The 16561-nt window shown below is 52.8% G+C and carries 16 protein-coding genes and 4 tRNA genes; 17 read left to right on the forward strand and 3 right to left on the reverse strand.

Annotated elements, in window-relative coordinates; translation table 11 throughout:
* Positions 1 to 9: 9 nt before the first annotated feature.
* From nagB-II to K0H63_RS05145, 4 genes are all read left to right on the forward strand, one after another.
* Positions 10 to 1008, forward strand: a complete 999-nt coding sequence (gene nagB-II, locus K0H63_RS05130) for a glucosamine-6-phosphate deaminase NagB-II (RefSeq protein WP_220067014.1) — start codon at positions 10 to 12, stop codon at positions 1006 to 1008.
* Positions 1009 to 1027: 19 nt separating this feature from the next.
* Positions 1028 to 2161: an N-acetylglucosamine-6-phosphate deacetylase gene (nagA, locus tag K0H63_RS05135; protein WP_220067015.1), complete on the forward strand. Its 1134-nt coding sequence runs from the start codon at positions 1028 to 1030 to the stop codon at positions 2159 to 2161.
* A 109-nt stretch (positions 2162 to 2270) separates the two neighbouring features.
* On the forward strand, positions 2271 to 3407 hold the full coding sequence (nagX, locus tag K0H63_RS05140; protein ID WP_220067016.1) for a transmembrane glucosamine N-acetyltransferase NagX: 1137 nt from the start codon (positions 2271 to 2273) through the stop codon (positions 3405 to 3407).
* Between the two features lie 234 nt (positions 3408 to 3641).
* A complete protein-coding gene (locus K0H63_RS05145) occupies positions 3642 to 4967 on the forward strand; it encodes a sugar MFS transporter (protein WP_434086746.1) in 1326 nt (441 codons plus the stop codon).
* Between the two features lie 188 nt (positions 4968 to 5155).
* On the opposite strand, the gene K0H63_RS05150 is transcribed toward K0H63_RS05145, so the two are convergent.
* Together K0H63_RS05150 and K0H63_RS05155 are read right to left on the reverse strand one after the other, a co-directional pair.
* Positions 5156 to 5231 (reverse strand) — tRNA-Thr (locus K0H63_RS05150).
* 8 nt (positions 5232 to 5239) lie between these two features.
* Positions 5240 to 5315 (reverse strand) — tRNA-Phe (locus K0H63_RS05155).
* 334 nt (positions 5316 to 5649) lie between these two features.
* On the opposite strand from K0H63_RS05155, the gene K0H63_RS05160 reads away from it, so the two are divergent.
* The 3 genes from K0H63_RS05160 (at position 5650) to greA (ending at position 7452) form a co-directional block, all read left to right on the forward strand.
* A complete protein-coding gene (locus K0H63_RS05160) occupies positions 5650 to 6231 on the forward strand; it encodes a cytochrome b (RefSeq protein ID WP_258405658.1) in 582 nt (193 codons plus the stop codon).
* Positions 6232 to 6233: 2 nt separating this feature from the next.
* The gene (locus K0H63_RS05165; RefSeq protein WP_220067017.1) at positions 6234 to 6806 is read left to right on the forward strand and encodes a YceI family protein; all 573 of its coding nucleotides are present in this window, start codon (positions 6234 to 6236) and stop codon (positions 6804 to 6806) included.
* Positions 6807 to 6975: 169 nt separating this feature from the next.
* The gene (gene greA, locus K0H63_RS05170) at positions 6976 to 7452 is read left to right on the forward strand and encodes a transcription elongation factor GreA (protein ID WP_011759067.1); all 477 of its coding nucleotides are present in this window, start codon (positions 6976 to 6978) and stop codon (positions 7450 to 7452) included.
* An 81-nt stretch (positions 7453 to 7533) separates the two neighbouring features.
* On the opposite strand, the gene yhbY is transcribed toward greA, so the two are convergent.
* The gene (gene yhbY / locus K0H63_RS05175) at positions 7534 to 7833 is read right to left on the reverse strand and encodes a ribosome assembly RNA-binding protein YhbY (RefSeq protein WP_011759068.1); all 300 of its coding nucleotides are present in this window, start codon (positions 7831 to 7833) and stop codon (positions 7534 to 7536) included.
* Between the two features lie 89 nt (positions 7834 to 7922).
* On the opposite strand from yhbY, the gene rlmE reads away from it, so the two are divergent.
* The 10 genes from rlmE (at position 7923) to nusA (ending at position 16546) form a co-directional block, all read left to right on the forward strand.
* Entirely contained in the window at positions 7923 to 8552 is a 630-nt protein-coding gene (gene rlmE, locus K0H63_RS05180) for a 23S rRNA (uridine(2552)-2'-O)-methyltransferase RlmE (protein ID WP_220067018.1), read from the forward strand.
* A 54-nt stretch (positions 8553 to 8606) separates the two neighbouring features.
* On the forward strand, positions 8607 to 10550 hold the full coding sequence (gene ftsH / locus K0H63_RS05185) for an ATP-dependent zinc metalloprotease FtsH (RefSeq protein WP_258405659.1): 1944 nt from the start codon (positions 8607 to 8609) through the stop codon (positions 10548 to 10550).
* Positions 10551 to 10617: 67 nt separating this feature from the next.
* A complete protein-coding gene (gene folP, locus K0H63_RS05190; RefSeq protein ID WP_220067020.1) occupies positions 10618 to 11457 on the forward strand; it encodes a dihydropteroate synthase in 840 nt (279 codons plus the stop codon).
* A gap of 62 nt (positions 11458 to 11519) precedes the next feature.
* The gene (gene glmM / locus K0H63_RS05195; protein ID WP_220067021.1) at positions 11520 to 12857 is read left to right on the forward strand and encodes a phosphoglucosamine mutase; all 1338 of its coding nucleotides are present in this window, start codon (positions 11520 to 11522) and stop codon (positions 12855 to 12857) included.
* A 169-nt stretch (positions 12858 to 13026) separates the two neighbouring features.
* Complete coding sequence (gene tpiA, locus K0H63_RS05200; RefSeq protein ID WP_220067022.1) at positions 13027 to 13809, forward strand: triose-phosphate isomerase; 783 nt, start codon at positions 13027 to 13029, stop codon at positions 13807 to 13809.
* Position 13810: 1 nt separating this feature from the next.
* Positions 13811 to 14137 carry a preprotein translocase subunit SecG gene (gene secG / locus K0H63_RS05205; protein WP_011759074.1) on the forward strand — a complete coding sequence of 109 codons (327 nt, stop codon included), beginning with the start codon at positions 13811 to 13813 and terminating at the stop codon, positions 14135 to 14137.
* Positions 14138 to 14149: 12 nt separating this feature from the next.
* Positions 14150 to 14236 (forward strand) — tRNA-Leu (locus tag K0H63_RS05210).
* 80 nt (positions 14237 to 14316) lie between these two features.
* A tRNA-Met gene (locus K0H63_RS05215) sits at positions 14317 to 14393 on the forward strand.
* 170 nt (positions 14394 to 14563) lie between these two features.
* On the forward strand, positions 14564 to 15019 hold the full coding sequence (rimP, locus tag K0H63_RS05220; RefSeq protein ID WP_220067023.1) for a ribosome maturation factor RimP: 456 nt from the start codon (positions 14564 to 14566) through the stop codon (positions 15017 to 15019).
* 27 nt (positions 15020 to 15046) lie between these two features.
* Positions 15047 to 16546, forward strand: a complete 1500-nt coding sequence (gene nusA, locus K0H63_RS05225) for a transcription termination factor NusA (protein WP_220067024.1) — start codon at positions 15047 to 15049, stop codon at positions 16544 to 16546.
* Positions 16547 to 16561 lie beyond the last annotated feature (15 nt).

The following is a 16561-nucleotide window of genomic DNA, read 5'->3' on the forward strand; positions in this document are numbered from 1 at the left end:
GTGACACAGATGACCAATACCATCATGGAGCAGGAAGCCCGTACGGCTCCCGCCAAAATCGCGGCCCAGCTGGCTGCCAACGCTCAGATCACGGCCGAGCTCGGCGCAAAGCTGAGAGAGCTAAACCCCCGCTTCGTGATGATTGTGGGTCGTGGCAGCTCAGATCACGCCGGTGTATTCGGTAAATATCTGTTTGAAATCGAAACAGGCGTGCCTACCTTTGCCGCCGCTCCTTCAGTTGCCAGCGTGTACGGGAAGTCGTTGAAACTCGAAGGCGCGCTGGTGATTGTGATTTCCCAGTCCGGTCGCAGCCCTGATATCCTTGCCCAGGCCCGTATGGCCAAAAACGCCGGAGCCTTCTGTGTGGCCTTGGTGAACGATGAATCTGCGCCTATCAAAGATATCGTGGATGTTGTGCTGCCGCTGCGTGCCGGTGAAGAAAAGGCCGTTGCTGCCACCAAGAGCTATCTTTGCACTCTGTCTGCTCTGATTCAACTGGCAGCTGCCTGGACCCAGAGTGAGTCGCTGGCCAAGGCCGTTGATACCATGCCTGCTGCGCTGGACGCCGCAGTAAACGCTGAGCCTCAGCTCACTGCCGAAGGCATTGGCGCCGTGCGTAACCTGGTGGTACTGGGCCGTGGCCTTGGCTATGCCGTCTCCAAAGAGATTGCTTTGAAGCTTAAAGAAGTGTGCTCTATTCACGCAGAAGCCTTCTCCAGCGCCGAGTTCCTCCATGGTCCTGTGACCCTGGTTGAGAAGAAGCTGACCATTGTGGACGTGTGCGTGGGCGATGAGTCATATGCCAGCCATATCGAGCAGATTGAGAACGTCAGCAGCCGCGGTGCCGATTTGGTTCACCTGAACCAAACCTCCACCGACATCCACCCACGGGTGGCGCCACTTGCACTGCTGCAACGCTTCTACATTGATGTGGCCGCCGTAGCCGTTGCCCGTGGCATTGACCCGGATGCACCTGCAGGCCTGAAAAAGGTTACCCAGACCCTGTAATTTATTGCCCGGAGCGCGCATGAAAACGACCCTTATCGCCGAGCGCCTGTTTGATGGCGAGCAGTTTCACCACAATGTGCCTGTGACTGTGGAAGATGGCCAGGTGCTGGCCCTCGACACCGTAGCTGGCAGCGCCGAGGTGAAATTGCAGGGCACCCTGGTGCCTGGTTTTATCGATGTGCAGGTCAATGGTGGGGGCGGTGTGCTCTTTAATGACACCCCAACTGTGGCCGCTATTGAAGCCATTGGCGCTGCCCATGCCCGCTTTGGTACCACAGGGTATTTGCCGACGCTCATCACCGATGGGGTCGATATCATGGCCCGCGCTGCCGATGCTGCTGCAGCGGCTATCGCCAAAGGCTCCACCGGTGTGCTTGGGGTGCACTTTGAGGGGCCGCACCTGTCGGTACCCAAAAAAGGTGTGCATCCCGAGTCTCACATTCGCCGCATCGGCGATCGCGAGCTGGAGATTTTTGCCCGTCAGGATCTGGGACTGAAGGTTGTAACCCTGGCTCCAGAGAATGTGTCACCCGAGGTGATCCGAGCTTTGGTGGAAGTCGGGGTTAAGGTCTGTTTGGGCCACTCCAATGCTGATTACGCCACCACTGTCGCGGCGCTTGAAGCCGGTGCTACCGGTTTTACCCACCTTTATAATGCCATGTCGGCGCTTACTTCCCGTGAGCCGGGCGTGGTTGGCGCCGCCATCGACAGCGATGATGCCTGGTGTGGTTTGATTGTTGATGGTCACCACGTGCATTCAGCGGCGGCCCGTATTGCCATCAAAGCCAAGCCCCGCGGTAAGGTGATGCTGGTGACCGATGCCATGCCGCCTGTGGGTATGGATGAGAGCACCAGCTTCGACCTGTTTGGTATCCAGGTGGTGCGTCAGGGCGACAAGCTCAATGCCCTGACCGGCGAGCTGGCCGGCTGTGTGCTGGATATGGCCGGTGCGGTGCAAAATACTGTCGATATGTTGGGGTTGCCGCAGGCCGAAGCCATTCGCATGGCGTCACTCTATCCCGCCGCGTTCCTTGGCATCGACAACAGGCTGGGGACCCTGGCTGTCGGTAAGCAAGCCGATATGGTACTGCTCGATGATAACGGCCGTTGCCGTGGTACCTGGATTGGCGGCAAGCAGGTGTTTGGCCTGTGAGCCAACCACAACAAACACCGGCCCTGGTAGAGTCAGCTCCTCCGGGGCCTGTTTTTATCTGTAAAAAACTGAAACACTTAAAAACATAACAAAAATAAAGGATAGAACGATGCAAGCAACACAGACCAAGGCCGACAAGCCGAGGCTGATGTCACTGGATGCCCTGAGGGGCTTTGACATGTTCTGGATCTTGGGGGGCGAGAAGCTGTTTATTGCGCTTTTTGCCCTCTCTGGATGGTCTTTCTGGCAGCTCGCCGATGCCCAGATGCACCACAGTCAGTGGCATGGTTTTACTTTTTACGATTTGATTTTCCCGCTGTTTATTTTCCTCTCCGGCGTGGCATTGGGGTTGTCGCCCAAGCGGCTCGATAAACTGCCGCCTGCCGAGCGCAATCCGATTTATCGCCACGCGGTTAAGCGCTTGCTTTTGCTGCTGGCCCTGGGCGTACTCTATAACCACGGCTGGGGCACTGGCATTCCGGCACATCCAGACGAAGTACGTTATGCCAGTGTGCTGGGACGCATTGCATTTGCCTGGTTTTTTGCTGCGCTTTTGGTGTGGCATACCAGCCTGCGTACTCAGATAGTGGCCGCCGTGGCTATTTTATTTGGATACGCTGCTATTCAGTTGTGGCTGCCAGTTCCCGGTGGTCAGGCTGGCTGGCTGACACCCGCCGGTTCCATCAATGCCTGGGTAGATACCCATTTTCTGCCGGGGATCACCTATCAAAATCGTCCGTACGATCCTGAAGGCATTCTCTCCACCCTGCCAGCCATAGTGAATGCGCTGATAGGCGTGTTTGTGGGGCGCTTTATTGTGAAACCCCACGCCAAAGGCGACTGGGCCAAAGCGGGCATATTGGCCGGGGCAGGGGTGTTGGCACTGGTGCTTGGCTGGGGCCTCGATAGTGTGCTGCCGGTCAACAAAGATTTGTGGACCTCAAGCTTTGTACTGGTGACCACCGGCTGGAGCTTGCTGTTCCTCGCCTTCTTTTATGTGCTGGTGGATTTGCTCGGTGCCAAACGACTGGCATTCCCTTTTGTGGTGATTGGGGTTAACTCCATCATTATTTATCTGGCATCCAGCCTGATGAACTGGGATTACCTCAGTAAGAGTCTCTTTGGTGGGCTTATCAATGCGTTACCCATGCCAGCTCAGGCACTGGCGGCAGCCATCGGCTTTTTGGTGGTGCAGTGGGCACTGCTTTATTGGATGTACCGTAAAGGCATATTCATCCGGATTTAAGTCAGAACTGGTAGCCTGCGGCGCTCAGGGGCGCTTCAGGTGACCCTGTTAGAAGCTTTTTAATAAAATGACAGCGTTGTCTTTTTGGGCTTTGTGTTTTAACATCGGTGAAACATGAGGCGAAAAACCACACCAGCTTGGCACAATGGTGGGGTGATATAACAAGTGCCGTTGGATGGATGGGATTGGGCTTAACCTGATCTTGATAACAAACGATTACAAAGAAGCAGGCATATGAACATGACAGTTGCGAGCGAGGCTCAGGTGAGCCGCAGAAGCAGCGTACTGCCGATGACCATTATCGGCATACTCTTCTTCATCTTTGGATTTGTGACCTGGCTGAATGGTTCACTGATCCCTTTTCTGAAGGTTATCTGTGAGCTGAACGAGTTTCAGGCACTGTTTGTCACTTTTGCCTTCTACATAGCCTACACGGTAATGGCCTTGCCCATGTCGTCCATCTTGCGCCGTACCGGTTACCGCAATGGAATGGCCATTGGTTTGGCCATCATGGTTGTGGGTAGTCTGGCATTTATTCCTGCCGCTTACAGCGCCAACTTCCTGCTGTTTTTGGGCGCCCTGTTTATTCTGGGTACCGGCCTGACTATCCTGCAAACGGCATCCAACCCTTATGTGGTGCATATCGGTCCGAAAGAGAGTGCCGCTATGCGTATCTCCATCATGGGGATCATCAACAAGCTTGCCGGTGTAGTGGTACCCCTGCTGTTTACTGCACTGGTTCTCTCCGGGCTTGAAAACTTCGATGAAGCCCACCTGTCTGCCCTGAGCGAAGCCGAACGTACGGTACAGATAACCGAGCTCTCAAGCCGCCTGGTGATGCCTTACATCTATATGGCAGTGGCGCTGCTTGCACTGATTGCGCTGGTAAAGTTCTCAGGTCTGCCGGAAATCGAGTTTGAAGAAACCGAATCCGCCGAAGGTGAGAAGGGCAGTATCACCCAGTTCCCTCAGGTTATTCTGGGCGCCATCGCGCTCTTTGCCTATGTGGGGATTGAGGTCATTGCCGGTGACACCATTGGTCTGTACGGTCAGTCCCTGGGCGTAGCGAACTTCGCATCGCTAACCTCTTATACCATGGTGTTTATGGTGATTGGTTATGCCATAGGTGTGCTCTGTATTCCTCGCTTTATCAGCCAGGAAAAGGCGTTGCTTGCCTCCGCTATTGCCGGTGGTCTGTGTGTACTCGGTGCCGTATTCGGCTCTACCGAAAGCACCGCCCTGGCCTCAGCCCTATGGGGATGGATGGGCGTACCTCTGGTGCCAAACTCAGTGGTATTTGTGGCCATGATGGGGATGGCCCACGCGCTGGTGTGGCCAGCGGTTTGGCCTTTGGCACTGGATGGGCTGGGCAAATTCACCGCCCAGGGCTCGGCGCTGCTGATCATGGGCATTTCCGGTGGCGCTATTCTGCCGCTGCTCTTTGGCAAGGTGGCTCACTTCAGCGGGGATACTCAGCTCGGTTACTGGGTTGGCCTGCCATGCTACCTGTTTATCCTCTTCTATGCGGTGAAAGGGCATAAGATGCGCAGCTGGAATTAATAGCTGAGTATCTAAAATCTTTTGGGTTAAAAGGAGGCTAAGGCCTCCTTTTTTATGGGTGAGTTTTCCCCTGGAACTGAAAAGCGCCTGAGTTTAAGTATCTGATTTTAATGTTATAAATGTAATGGGAGTGAATTGGGAATACCAAAATGAAAAAAGCCACTCAAAGAGTGGCTTTAAACTTTTTATGGTGCCGGCACCAAGAGTCGAACTCGGGACCTACTGATTACAAGTCAGTTGCTCTACCAACTGAGCTATGCCGGCCTTAAATATGGTGCCCGAACCCGGAATCGAACCAGGGACACGCGGATTTTCAATCCGCTGCTCTACCGACTGAGCTATTCGGGCAACTAAACTGAGCGTTAGTCGTCTACTGCAGACCGGGTTAATGTGCCCGTCTCGTCTGGAGTGCGCGTATCATATAGCGGTCGTTTTTTTCCTGCAAGCGCTTTTTCCTGAGTTGCGGCGTGTCTGGCCAGAGAATCACCAAATCCCATCAAAAAGGCACATTATTGCCGAATTAACCAACAAAATGACGGCGTTGCAGCGCTACTCCCTTGCTGATTCACGGCGGTTTAACTCTTTGGTCCTCTGAAACGCTTGTCTCTTCCTTTCTTATTTCTAAAAAATCGAACCAAATGGGCGATTTTTAGCGATTTTATTATTTGGTGTAGCAATTAAGATGAAAAGCATTCTCGTTAGATGGTGTGTTGATGATATGTGGCGAAATCGCGCGTCAGGTTATGGCTGGTTTGCCATCGGTATTCATTGGGTGATGGCGGTGCTGATCCTGGGACTCTTCGCCTTGGGGTTGTGGATGGTAGAACTTAACTATTACAGCCAGTGGTACCGCGTCGCCCCATATTGGCACAAAGGCTTGGGCGGCGTGGTGTTTGCGTTACTGCTACTGAGGCTGGCGATACGCTTAGGGGATCAACAGCCGAGCGCGTTGGGCAAGGGCACCGAAGTGGTACTTGCCAAAATAGTGCATCTCGCGCTTTACCTGTTGCCACTGGGACTGGTGATAAGTGGCTACCTTATTTCGACAGCCGATGGCCGGGCCCTGGAGCTATTTGAGCTGGTATCTATTCCATCGCTTGTGTCATTTCCCGGACAGGAAGACTCGGCCGGACAAATCCACAGTGTGCTTGCATGGCTATTAATCGCCCTGGTGAGTGCCCATGCGCTGGCCGCCATCAAACACCACGTTATTAATAGAAATGCCACTTTATTACGAATTCTAAGACCCCAAAAGGAAATCTGAACATGAAAAAGACTCTGCTTTCGGCCCTGTTTGTTACCTCATTTATCGCCGTTCCAGCCTTGGCTGCAGACTATGTGATTGATACTCAGGGAGCACATGCTTCCATCAACTTTAAAGTAAATCATCTGGGCTACAGCTTTGTGGTCGGCCGCTTTAACGACTTCGGTGGCGAATTCAGCTTTGATGGCAAGTCACCTGAAGCCGCAAAAGTAAAGGTGACAGTGAACACCCAAAGCCTGGACTCCAATCACGCCGAGCGTGATAAGCACTTAAAGAGTGCCGACTTTATCAATGCGGGTAAGTATCCTGAGGCCGTATTTGAGTCTACATCAGTGAAGGTGGGCAGCGATGGCACTTTGGTTATCGAAGGTAACTTTACCCTTAACGGCGTGACCAAGCCGTTAACTATCGATGCCGTTGCCATCGGTGAAGGCAGCGACCCATGGGGTGGTTACCGCGCGGGCTTTACCGGCAGTACCAGCTTTGCCCTCAAGGATTACAACATCAACTATGATTTGGGGCCAGCCTCTACTCATGTGACCCTGGACCTGGTAGTTGAAGGCATTCGTAAATAACGCGCAAATCACCAGTTAAGACGCCCCGAAAGGGGCGTTTTTCATGGGGAATTGTCGTGCATCGGCGACGGATTTCAGGGTACACTAGCGCCAATTTCATGCATCGTTTTCCTGTGCTGGTAGATTACCGGCATCAGGTTGCTTTTGTTTTAAGGAGACGAAAGACACTATGAATAAGGTGCCTATGACGGTGGTTGGAGCCGAGCAGCTCCGCAAAGAACTGGATATTTTGAAGTTTGACCGCCGCCCTAAAATCACTGAGGCCATCGCTGCGGCAAGAGAACTCGGCGATCTGAAGGAAAATGCCGAGTATCACGCTGCCCGTGAAGAGCAGGGGATCTGCGAAGCCCGTATTCGTGATATTGAAGGCAAGCTGTCCAATGCCCAAATCATTGATGTCACCAAGATGGCCAACAATGGCCGCATTATCTTCGGCGCGACTGTCACTATTTTGAATCTGGATACCGATGCTGAAGTGACCTATCGCATCGTGGGCGACGATGAAGCCAACATCAAAGAAAACCTGATTTCGGTGAACTCCCCCATTGCCCGTGGTCTGGTGGGTAAAAACCTGGGTGACGAAGTTAATATCACCACCCCTGCCGGCGTGACCGCTTATGAAGTGGTGGAAGTGCAATACATCTGATTGCTTTCGGTGCCGACTAAACAAAAAAGCCGCTGTTAAGCGGCTTTTTTGTTGATGCTCTTCATTAAAAAGAGCGAAAGATTATCGCGCCTTTGGCAGGGCAATCTTTTGTTCTTCGGACTGGCGATACAGCACCAGCACGTGACCGATAAGCTGCACCTTGGCGGCTTGGGTTTCACGTACAATGGCGTCAACGATGGCGTTTTTCATTTCACGATCGCTGCTGGCCACTTTCACCTTGATAAGTTCATGGTGACTCAGGGCTCCGTCGATTTCAGCCAGCACTCCCTCGGTCAGGCCATTGGCCCCGAGCAGCACCACCGGCTTTAAATCGTGCGCCAGTCCTTTGAGATGCTGTTTTTGTTTGGTGGTCAGATTCATTTGTACCAACTTTTGCTGAGTTACTGTTGAAAGTTGGGTATTCTACCCTTATATAGCCCTTGTGTAACTCTCATTGTCGCGGATTTTTAATGACAGCTAAAAAACGTTCGGCCAGCTCCACCCGTTGGATGCAGGAGCATTTTGATGATCACTATGTGAAATTGGCACAAAAACGGGGCTTACGCTCCCGCGCCGCCTTCAAGCTCGAAGAATTGCAGGAAAAGGATCATCTGATAAAGCCCGGCATGACGGTGGTGGATTTGGGAGCGGCCCCGGGGGGCTGGTCTCAGGTTGCGGTCAAACTCGTGGGTGATAGGGGGAAGGTGATAGCCTGTGATATCCTGCCTATGGACCCCATAGTTGGCGTTGATTTTCTGCAGGGTGACTTCCGCGAAGATGCCGTGCTCAACGCACTGCTCGAGCGGGTTGGTGATGAGAAGGTAGATGTGGTGCTGTCTGATATGGCACCCAATATGAGTGGTTCTGATGGGGTTGATCAGCCCCGTGCCATGTATCTGGTGGAATTGGCACTGGATATGTGTCATCAGGTATTGGCGTCCAATGGCAGCTTTGCCGTCAAAGTCTTTCAGGGGGAGGGCTTTGACGAGTACATGAAAGCGGTCAGAGAGGCGTTTAAGGTCGTTAAGACCCGTAAACCGGACTCATCACGGGCGCGTTCCCGTGAGGTCTATCTGGTGGCGACCGGGTATAAGTTGTAGTACCCTAACGCTTAGCTTCGACAGACTTTAAAGAGGTCTATTAATTTGAGTGATATGGCAAAAAATCTCATTCTCTGGGTCGTCATCGCCGTTGTGCTGATGTCGGTATTCCAGGGCTACTCCCCCTCTTCTTCCTCATCGCAGAAGATGGAATATTCCACGTTCCTCGAAGAAAACAAAGCCGATCAGATCCTGTCGGTTGAGTTCAAGAGCGACCAACGCACCATTGAAGGGCAAAAGCGCAGTGGTGAAAAGTTCACGACTATCATGCCCATGTACGACCAGGACCTGATCAATGACCTGGTACGTAAAGGTGTTGTCATCAAAGGGGAAGAAGCGCAGGAATCCAGTTTCCTGACTCAAATATTCATCTCCTGGTTCCCCATGCTGCTGCTTATCGGCGTGTGGATTTTCTTCATGCGTCAGATGCAGGGCGGCGGCGGAAAGGGCGCTATGTCCTTCGGCAAGAGTAAAGCCAAGCTGATGAGCGAAGATCAGATTAAAACCACCTTCGCCGATGTGGCCGGCTGTGATGAAGCCAAAGAAGAAGTGAAGGAAATGGTGGACTATCTGCGCGACCCGACCAAGTTCCAGAAACTGGGTGGCCGCATTCCTACCGGTGTACTGATGGTTGGCCCTCCAGGTACGGGTAAAACCCTGCTGGCGAAAGCCATTGCCGGTGAAGCCAAGGTACCTTTCTTTACCATTTCAGGTTCAGACTTCGTCGAAATGTTTGTGGGTGTGGGCGCGTCCCGTGTGCGCGACATGTTCGACCAGGCCAAAAAGTCAGCCCCTTGTATCATCTTCATCGACGAGATCGATGCCGTAGGTCGCCAGCGCGGCGCCGGTCTCGGTGGTGGTCACGATGAGCGTGAGCAAACCCTGAACCAGATGCTGGTTGAGATGGATGGTTTCGAAGGCAACGAAGGTATTATCGTGATTGCCGCCACCAACCGTCCTGATGTACTGGATGCGGCGCTTTTGCGTCCCGGCCGTTTCGATCGCCAGGTGGTGGTAGGTCTGCCAGACGTGCGTGGTCGTGAGCAAATCCTTAAAGTGCATATGCGCAAAGTGCCTTTGGCTGAAGATGTAAAAGCCAGTGTGATTGCCCGTGGTACGCCCGGTTTCTCCGGTGCCGACCTGGCTAACCTGGTCAACGAAGCCGCTCTCTTTGCCGCCCGTGGTAACCGCCGCGTGGTGAGTATGGAAGAGTTTGAGCGCGCCAAAGACAAGATCATGATGGGCGCCGAGCGCCGCTCCATGGTGATGTCGGAAGCCGAAAAGGAAATGACTGCCTACCACGAGGCGGGTCACGCCATTGTGGGTTATCTGGTACCTGAGCACGACCCTGTGCACAAGGTTACTATCATCCCCCGTGGTCGCGCGCTGGGTGTAACCTTCTTCCTGCCTGAGGCGGATGCCATCAGTCAGAGTCGCCGTAAACTTGAGAGTAAAATCTCGGTTGCCTACGGTGGTCGTCTGGCCGAAGAGCTGATTTATGGTACCGAGCAGGTATCCACTGGGGCGTCGCAGGACATCAAATATGCAACATCCATTGCCCGTAACATGGTGACCCAGTGGGGCTTCTCCGACAAGCTTGGCCCGCTGCTCTATGCCGATGAAGAAGGCGAAGTGTTCCTCGGCCGCTCTATGGCCAAGGCCAAGCACATGTCCGACGAAACGGCTGCGCTTATCGACGCCGAAGTGAAAGTCATCATCGACCGTAACTATGAGCGTGCCAATCAGCTACTGGTTGATAACATGGACATCCTCCATGCCATGAAAGACGCGCTGATGAAGTACGAGACTATCGACTCCCGTCAGATTGAAGATTTGATGGAGCGCCGTGAAGTGCGTATGCCTGTCGACTGGCAGAAGGATGAACAAAATGGTGATAAAGGGGATAAGGGTAATAAAGGCGTGGAAGCTGCCGCTCAAGACAATGAGCCAGCAGAGCCTACAGACCTGAACCCAGATGAACCTGTGACCAAACATTGATAGCGCTTAACGATTGATGTCACTGAGAAAACCCCGAACCCGGGGTTTTCTTGTTTAAGGAGTACCCGTGTTTACGCTGACTGCCAGAGAGAAAACTCTCGACCTTAGCCGCCCCGTGGTGATGGGAATTTTGAACGTGACTCCGGATTCGTTTTCTGATGGAGGCCAGTTCACCGCGTTTGAGCGTGCCTGTGAACATGCTGACCAGTTGGTAACAGAAGGTGCGGCCATTATTGATATAGGTGGCGAGTCTACCCGCCCCGGTGCTGCCGAGGTATCGCTGGATGAAGAGCTCAGCCGTGTGATCCCACTGGTAGAGTATGTCAGCAAGACCCACGATGTATGGATTTCGGTGGATACCAGTAAAGCCGGTGTGATGAGTGAAGCCGCCAAGGCCGGTGCCCACTTGATCAATGATGTGCGTGCACTGATGGAGCCGGGGGCGCTCGAAGCCGCGGCGGCTTCGGGATTAGCCGTATGCTTAATGCATATGCAGGGGCAGCCGCGCACCATGCAACAAAGCCCGGAATATGACAATTTAATAGAAGATGTTTGCACGTTTTTTGAACATCGCGTCGCTGCTTGTGTTGACGCGGGGATCCCACAGGCGCAGATTATCCTTGATCCCGGATTTGGATTCGGTAAAACACTTTCGCACAACTATGAGCTGCTTGCCCGATTTGCAGAGTTTGAGCGATTTGGTTTACCGCTGCTGGCAGGCTTGTCCCGAAAGAGTATGCTGGGCAATTTGCTTGGCCGTGATGCAACTTCACGCCTTGCAGGCAGTCTCGCTGGTGCCTTATTGTCGGCGCAGCAGGGCGCAAACATAATCAGGGTGCATGATGTTGCAGAGACGATAGATGTCCTCAAGGTGTTTGAGGCCACCCGGGAATATAAAAACCTGTAATGTAATTGGAGCAGGGACCAACAAACGCTCATCATTGAGCGTGGATGTGAATGGGGTAGAGAGTGTCACAACGTAAATTTTTTGGAACCGATGGGATCCGCGGCAAAGTGGGCGCGGATCAGATGACGCCCGAATTGGCATTGAAACTCGGGTGGGCCGCAGGCAGGGTGCTGGCAAGAACTGGCACCAAAAAGGTCATCATCGGAAAAGATACCCGTATCTCCGGGTACATGTTCGAGTCGGCGTTGGAGGCTGGCTTTTCTTCCGCTGGGCTTAACGTGTTGTTAATGGGGCCCATGCCTACACCTGCAGTCGCTTATCTTACCCGCACTTTCCGGGCAGAAGCCGGTGTCGTTATCAGCGCTTCCCATAACCCATATTACGACAACGGTATTAAGTTCTTTTCCAATGATGGCAGTAAGCTGGATGATGAAATTGAGCTTGCCATTGAAGCCGAATTGGAAAAACCGCTGATCTGCGCCGAGTCCCAGTTTTTGGGCAAGGTATCCCGCATCGATGATGCCCGTGGCCGTTATATCGAATATTGCAAAGGGAACTTCCCGGCAGACCAAACCTTGAGTGGCCTGAAAATTGTGGTGGATTGTGCCCATGGTGCAACTTACCACATAGCCCCGGCAGTATTTCGTGAGCTCGGTGCTGAGGTAGTAGCTATTGGGGTTGAGCCCAATGGCATGAACATCAACGATAAGTGCGGTGCGACCTCGATGGGGGCCATCCGCGAGAAGGTACTCGAAGTCAACGCCGACCTTGGGATCGCTCTGGATGGTGATGGTGACCGGATCATGATGGTAACCGGAGACGGTGACATTATTGATGGCGACCAAATTCTCTACATACTGGCACTGGATGCAAAAGAGCGCGGTCTGTTAAAGGGCGGTGTCGTGGGCACCCAAATGGCAAATCTGGGCCTTGAACTGGCACTTAAAGACGAGGATATTCCCTTCGCCCGCTCCAAGGTGGGCGACCGCTATGTGATGGAGCTTCTCAAAGAACTGGGTTGGCGCATCGGTGGAGAAAATTCCGGGCACATTCTCAACCTCGACCACGGGACTACCGGTGACGGTATAGTGGCCGGCATTCTGGTGCTTGCGGCAATGCGTCGCAGCGGAAAAGATCTGCAACAGCTGATTGCCAAGCTCAAGATGTTCCCACAGGTGCTTGTGAATGTGCGCTTTGAAGGCGATAAAAATCCGCTGGAAGCGGAAAGTGTTACTGCCAAGGTAGCTGAAGTGGAACGCGAGCTCGGTGAACGGGGCCGGGTGTTGCTGCGTAAATCCGGTACAGAGCCGCTGCTGAGGGTGATGGTTGAGGGTGAAGATAAAGAGACTGTGACGCGTCTCGCCAACGCCATTGCCGATGCAGTAAAAGCGGCCGCTTAAAAGAGTTAATGTATAAATTTTAGTGGCTTAGCGCGCATTTTAAGCAAAAATAGGCTCGCTGGAATAAAAAAGCAACAGTCGGGCCTGTTTTTGCCAAAAAGTCGAAAATAGGTGTTGTAACTTAAAACGCGGTTCGCTATTATTCGCTCCGCTTTCAGAGGAGATGGAGATGGCACTCAGACGTCCAATGGTAGCAGGCAACTGGAAGATGAATGGCAGCGCAGCGCTGGCACAGGAACTCTTCAAAAAGTTTGCCGTTAAGCTCCAAAATGATTCAGCGGAAGTTGTCTTGTGTCCGCCGACAATTTACCTCGAGAGCGTCAGGCAGTTGCTCGAAGCGAATAAGGAAGCCTTAAATGGTAGCCTGGTTCGAATGGGGGCTCAAAACTTGAGTCAACATGACTTCGGTGCGTATACCGGAGAGATTTCCGGGCAGATGCTGAAAGATTCCGGATGCCGATATGTAATTGTCGGGCATTCAGAGCGGCGAAGAATGTATGGTGAAACCAGCGATATAGTCGCAGAAAAGTTCGCCGCCGCCCAAAAGCACGGCTTGACTCCAATACTCTGTGTTGGTGAATCAGGCCCAGCTCGAGAAGCTAGAAGAACCTTCGAGGTGATAGCAGAAGAGCTGGACGTGGTAATCGAAAAGAACGGTACCATGGCTTTTGATAACGCCATTATCGCCTATGAGCCCCTTTGGGCAGTAGGGACAGGTAAAAGCGCTACACCAGAGCAAGCCCAGGAAGTTCATGCGTTTATTCGCAGAAGGCTCTCTGAAGTTTCCCCCTTCATCGGGGAGAATGTCAGGATTTTGTATGGCGGAAGTGTAACGCCAAGCAACGCGGCAGATTTATTCGCCCAACCTGATGTTGACGGTGGACTGATTGGCGGAGCCAGTTTAAACTCGTCCGAGTTTTTAACTCTGTGTTCCATAGCAATGAGCGCATAATATGTACGAAGTACTGATAGTTATCTACTTGTTGGTCGCATTGGGTCTGATTGGCCTGGTTCTCATCCAGCAAGGTAAAGGAGCCGACATGGGTGCGTCATTTGGCGCAGGCGCATCAGGCACCCTGTTTGGTTCGAGTGGTTCAGGCAACTTTTTGACCCGTTCCACTGCAATCCTGGCTGTGGCATTCTTCACTCTGAGCCTGATCATAGGCAACCTGAGTGCGAACCACATCAAGCAGGAAGATAAATGGAACAACATCGGTTCTGAACCTACCGCAGAGGAAGTTCAGCAGACCGAAAAGTCAGAAACCAAAATTCCTGACTAAAAAGCACGATTAGCCGAGGTGGTGAAATTGGTAGACGCGCAGCCTTGAGGTGGCTGTGTCCTAACGGACGTGCGGGTTCAAGTCCCGCTCTCGGCACCAATTAAAATGATTGTAACCAGGTCAAACAGGTAGCAATCATTGCAAGTAAGTTGTTAAGTCAATATACTTGCAGCAGTTGACGCGGGGTGGAGCAGCATGGTAGCTCGTCGGGCTCATAACCCGAAGGTCGTCGGTTCAAATCCGGCCCCCGCAACCAGCTCCCAGTTTCGAGTTTATGGAAGAATTCGCTACTGTAAACAGGTTCTTATAAGCAATGGCCTCGTTATTACGGGGTTTTTTGTTATATGGACTTTCAGATCCACCGCAGTGTTTTGCGGTACAGTTACTGGGGCTTTATAGCCCTTTTTTGTTTTTTCGGGGGTCACTTTGGCGACATTGGAAACCAGACTGGCAGAAATGCTGACACCGGCTGTCGAAGCCGCTGGCTATGTGGTGTGGGGCATTGAATACGTGCAGGCAGGAAAGCATTCAATCCTGCGTGTTTATATCGACAGCGAGCAGGGTATTTCCGTTGACGACTGTGCTGAAGCCAGTCGCCAAATCAGTGCAATCCTCGATGTGGAAGACCCAATTTCCAACGAATACACTCTCGAAGTGTCTTCGCCTGGGCTGGACAGACCGCTGTTCAACGCAGCCCAATACGCCCGTTATCTGGGTGAGGATGTAAAAGTACAACTGACCATGCCTGTGGAAGGCAGTCGGAACTTGAAAGGTGTTATCGACAAGGTTGAAGGCCAGATGCTGACCATCATAGTCGATGGCAAGACATTGGTCGTTGCCCTGGACAATATCCGCAAAGGCAACATTATTGCGAAGTTTTGATGGTTTCAAGGTGAACGAGGCAAGACGATGAATAAAGAGATTCTGCTGGTCGCTGAGGCGGTTTCAAACGAAAAAGCCGTTCCGCGTGAAAAGATTTTCGAGGCGCTGGAGACAGCTCTGGCCACGGCAACCAAGAAAAAGTACGAAGGTGATATCGACGTTCGTGTGGCCATCGATCGCAAGACCGGTGACTATGAAACCTTCCGTCGCTGGATGGTGGTTGAGGACAACGGCGAAGCGCTGGAAAACCCTTACCGTGAGATCACGCTCGAAGCCGCCCGCTATGAAGAACCTGAAATTCAGGTGGGTGAGTTTATCGAGGACGAAATCGAGTCCGTGGTTTTCGACCGTATCACAACCCAAACTGCCAAGCAGGTTATCGTGCAAAAAGTGCGCGAGGCCGAGCGTGCTCAGGTAGTTGAACAGTTTTACGATAAAGAAGGCGAAATCATCACTGGTGTGGTGAAGAAGAGCAATCGTGACAGTGTCATCGTTGACCTTGGTAACAACGCCGATGGCGTGTTGTACAAAGAAGACCTGATTGCCCGCGAATCCTTCCGCCCAGGCGACCGCGTTCGCGCACTGCTCTACGCAGTACGTCCCGAGGCCCGTGGTGCTCAGTTGTACCTTACCCGTACCAAGCCTGAAATGCTGATCGAGCTCTTCCGCGTGGAAGTGCCCGAAATCGCTGACGAGATGATCGAGGTGATGGGTGCTGCCCGTGACCCAGGCAGCCGCGCCAAGATTGCTGTGAAGTCTAACGACCGTCGCATCGATCCTATCGGCGCCTGTGTGGGTATGCGTGGTGCCCGTGTTCAGGCCGTGTCCAACGAACTCGGTGGTGAGCGCGTGGATATTGTGCTGTGGGACGATAACCCAGCGCAATTTGTTATCAACGCCATGGCACCAGCCGATGTGGCTTCTATCATCGTGGATGAAGATAACCACTCCATGGATATCGCCGTGGAAGCTGATTCTCTGGCCCAGGCCATTGGCCGTAACGGTCAGAACGTGCGTTTGGCCACTCAACTGACCGGTTGGGAGCTGAACGTGATGACAGTGGCAGACATGAATGCCAAGCACCAGGCCGAAAGTGCCAAGGTGGTTGCGCTGTTTATGGAGTCACTGGATGTAGATGAAGATTTTGCTCAGGTGCTGGCCGATGAAGGCTTCACCTCACTGGAAGAAGTGGCTTATGTACCGGTTGCCGAACTCTTGGCAATCGATGGCTTTGACGAGGATATCGTTGAAGCGCTGCGTGAGCGCGCCAAAGCGGCCATTTCTACCCGTGCGTTGGCGTCTGAAGAAGCGCTGGACGGTGCAGAGCCGAGTGAAGAATTGCTGAATCTGGAAGGCATGGAGCGCCACCTCGCGTTTGTACTTGCAAGCCGTGGTGTAGTGACGCTGGAAGATTTGGCCGAACAAGGCATTGATGATTTGATCGAAATAGAAGAATTGACAGAAGAGAAAGCCGGTGCGCTGATCATGGCTGCCCGTAACATCTGTTGGTTTGGCGAAGAGTCTTAAGTCGATCAACAGGGG

Origin of the sequence: Shewanella zhangzhouensis (genome assembly GCF_019457615.1) — a bacterium.
Taxonomy (GTDB): domain Bacteria; phylum Pseudomonadota; class Gammaproteobacteria; order Enterobacterales; family Shewanellaceae; genus Shewanella; species Shewanella zhangzhouensis.

Coding starts and splice junctions, on each gene's coding strand:
- nagB-II (WP_220067014.1), top strand. CDS start 10: ATGACCAATACCATCATGGAGCAGGAAGCCCGTACGGCTCCCGCCAAA.
- nagA (WP_220067015.1), top strand. CDS start 1,028: ATGAAAACGACCCTTATCGCCGAGCGCCTGTTTGATGGCGAGCAGTTT.
- nagX (WP_220067016.1), top strand. CDS start 2,271: ATGCAAGCAACACAGACCAAGGCCGACAAGCCGAGGCTGATGTCACTG.
- K0H63_RS05145 (WP_434086746.1), top strand. CDS start 3,642: ATGAACATGACAGTTGCGAGCGAGGCTCAGGTGAGCCGCAGAAGCAGC.
- K0H63_RS05160 (WP_258405658.1), top strand. CDS start 5,650: ATGAAAAGCATTCTCGTTAGATGGTGTGTTGATGATATGTGGCGAAAT.
- K0H63_RS05165 (WP_220067017.1), top strand. CDS start 6,234: ATGAAAAAGACTCTGCTTTCGGCCCTGTTTGTTACCTCATTTATCGCC.
- greA (WP_011759067.1), top strand. CDS start 6,976: ATGAATAAGGTGCCTATGACGGTGGTTGGAGCCGAGCAGCTCCGCAAA.
- yhbY (WP_011759068.1), bottom strand. CDS start 7,833: ATGAATCTGACCACCAAACAAAAACAGCATCTCAAAGGACTGGCGCAC.
- rlmE (WP_220067018.1), top strand. CDS start 7,923: ATGACAGCTAAAAAACGTTCGGCCAGCTCCACCCGTTGGATGCAGGAG.
- ftsH (WP_258405659.1), top strand. CDS start 8,607: ATGGCAAAAAATCTCATTCTCTGGGTCGTCATCGCCGTTGTGCTGATG.
- tpiA (WP_220067022.1), top strand. CDS start 13,027: ATGGCACTCAGACGTCCAATGGTAGCAGGCAACTGGAAGATGAATGGC.
- secG (WP_011759074.1), top strand. CDS start 13,811: ATGTACGAAGTACTGATAGTTATCTACTTGTTGGTCGCATTGGGTCTG.
- nusA (WP_220067024.1), top strand. CDS start 15,047: ATGAATAAAGAGATTCTGCTGGTCGCTGAGGCGGTTTCAAACGAAAAA.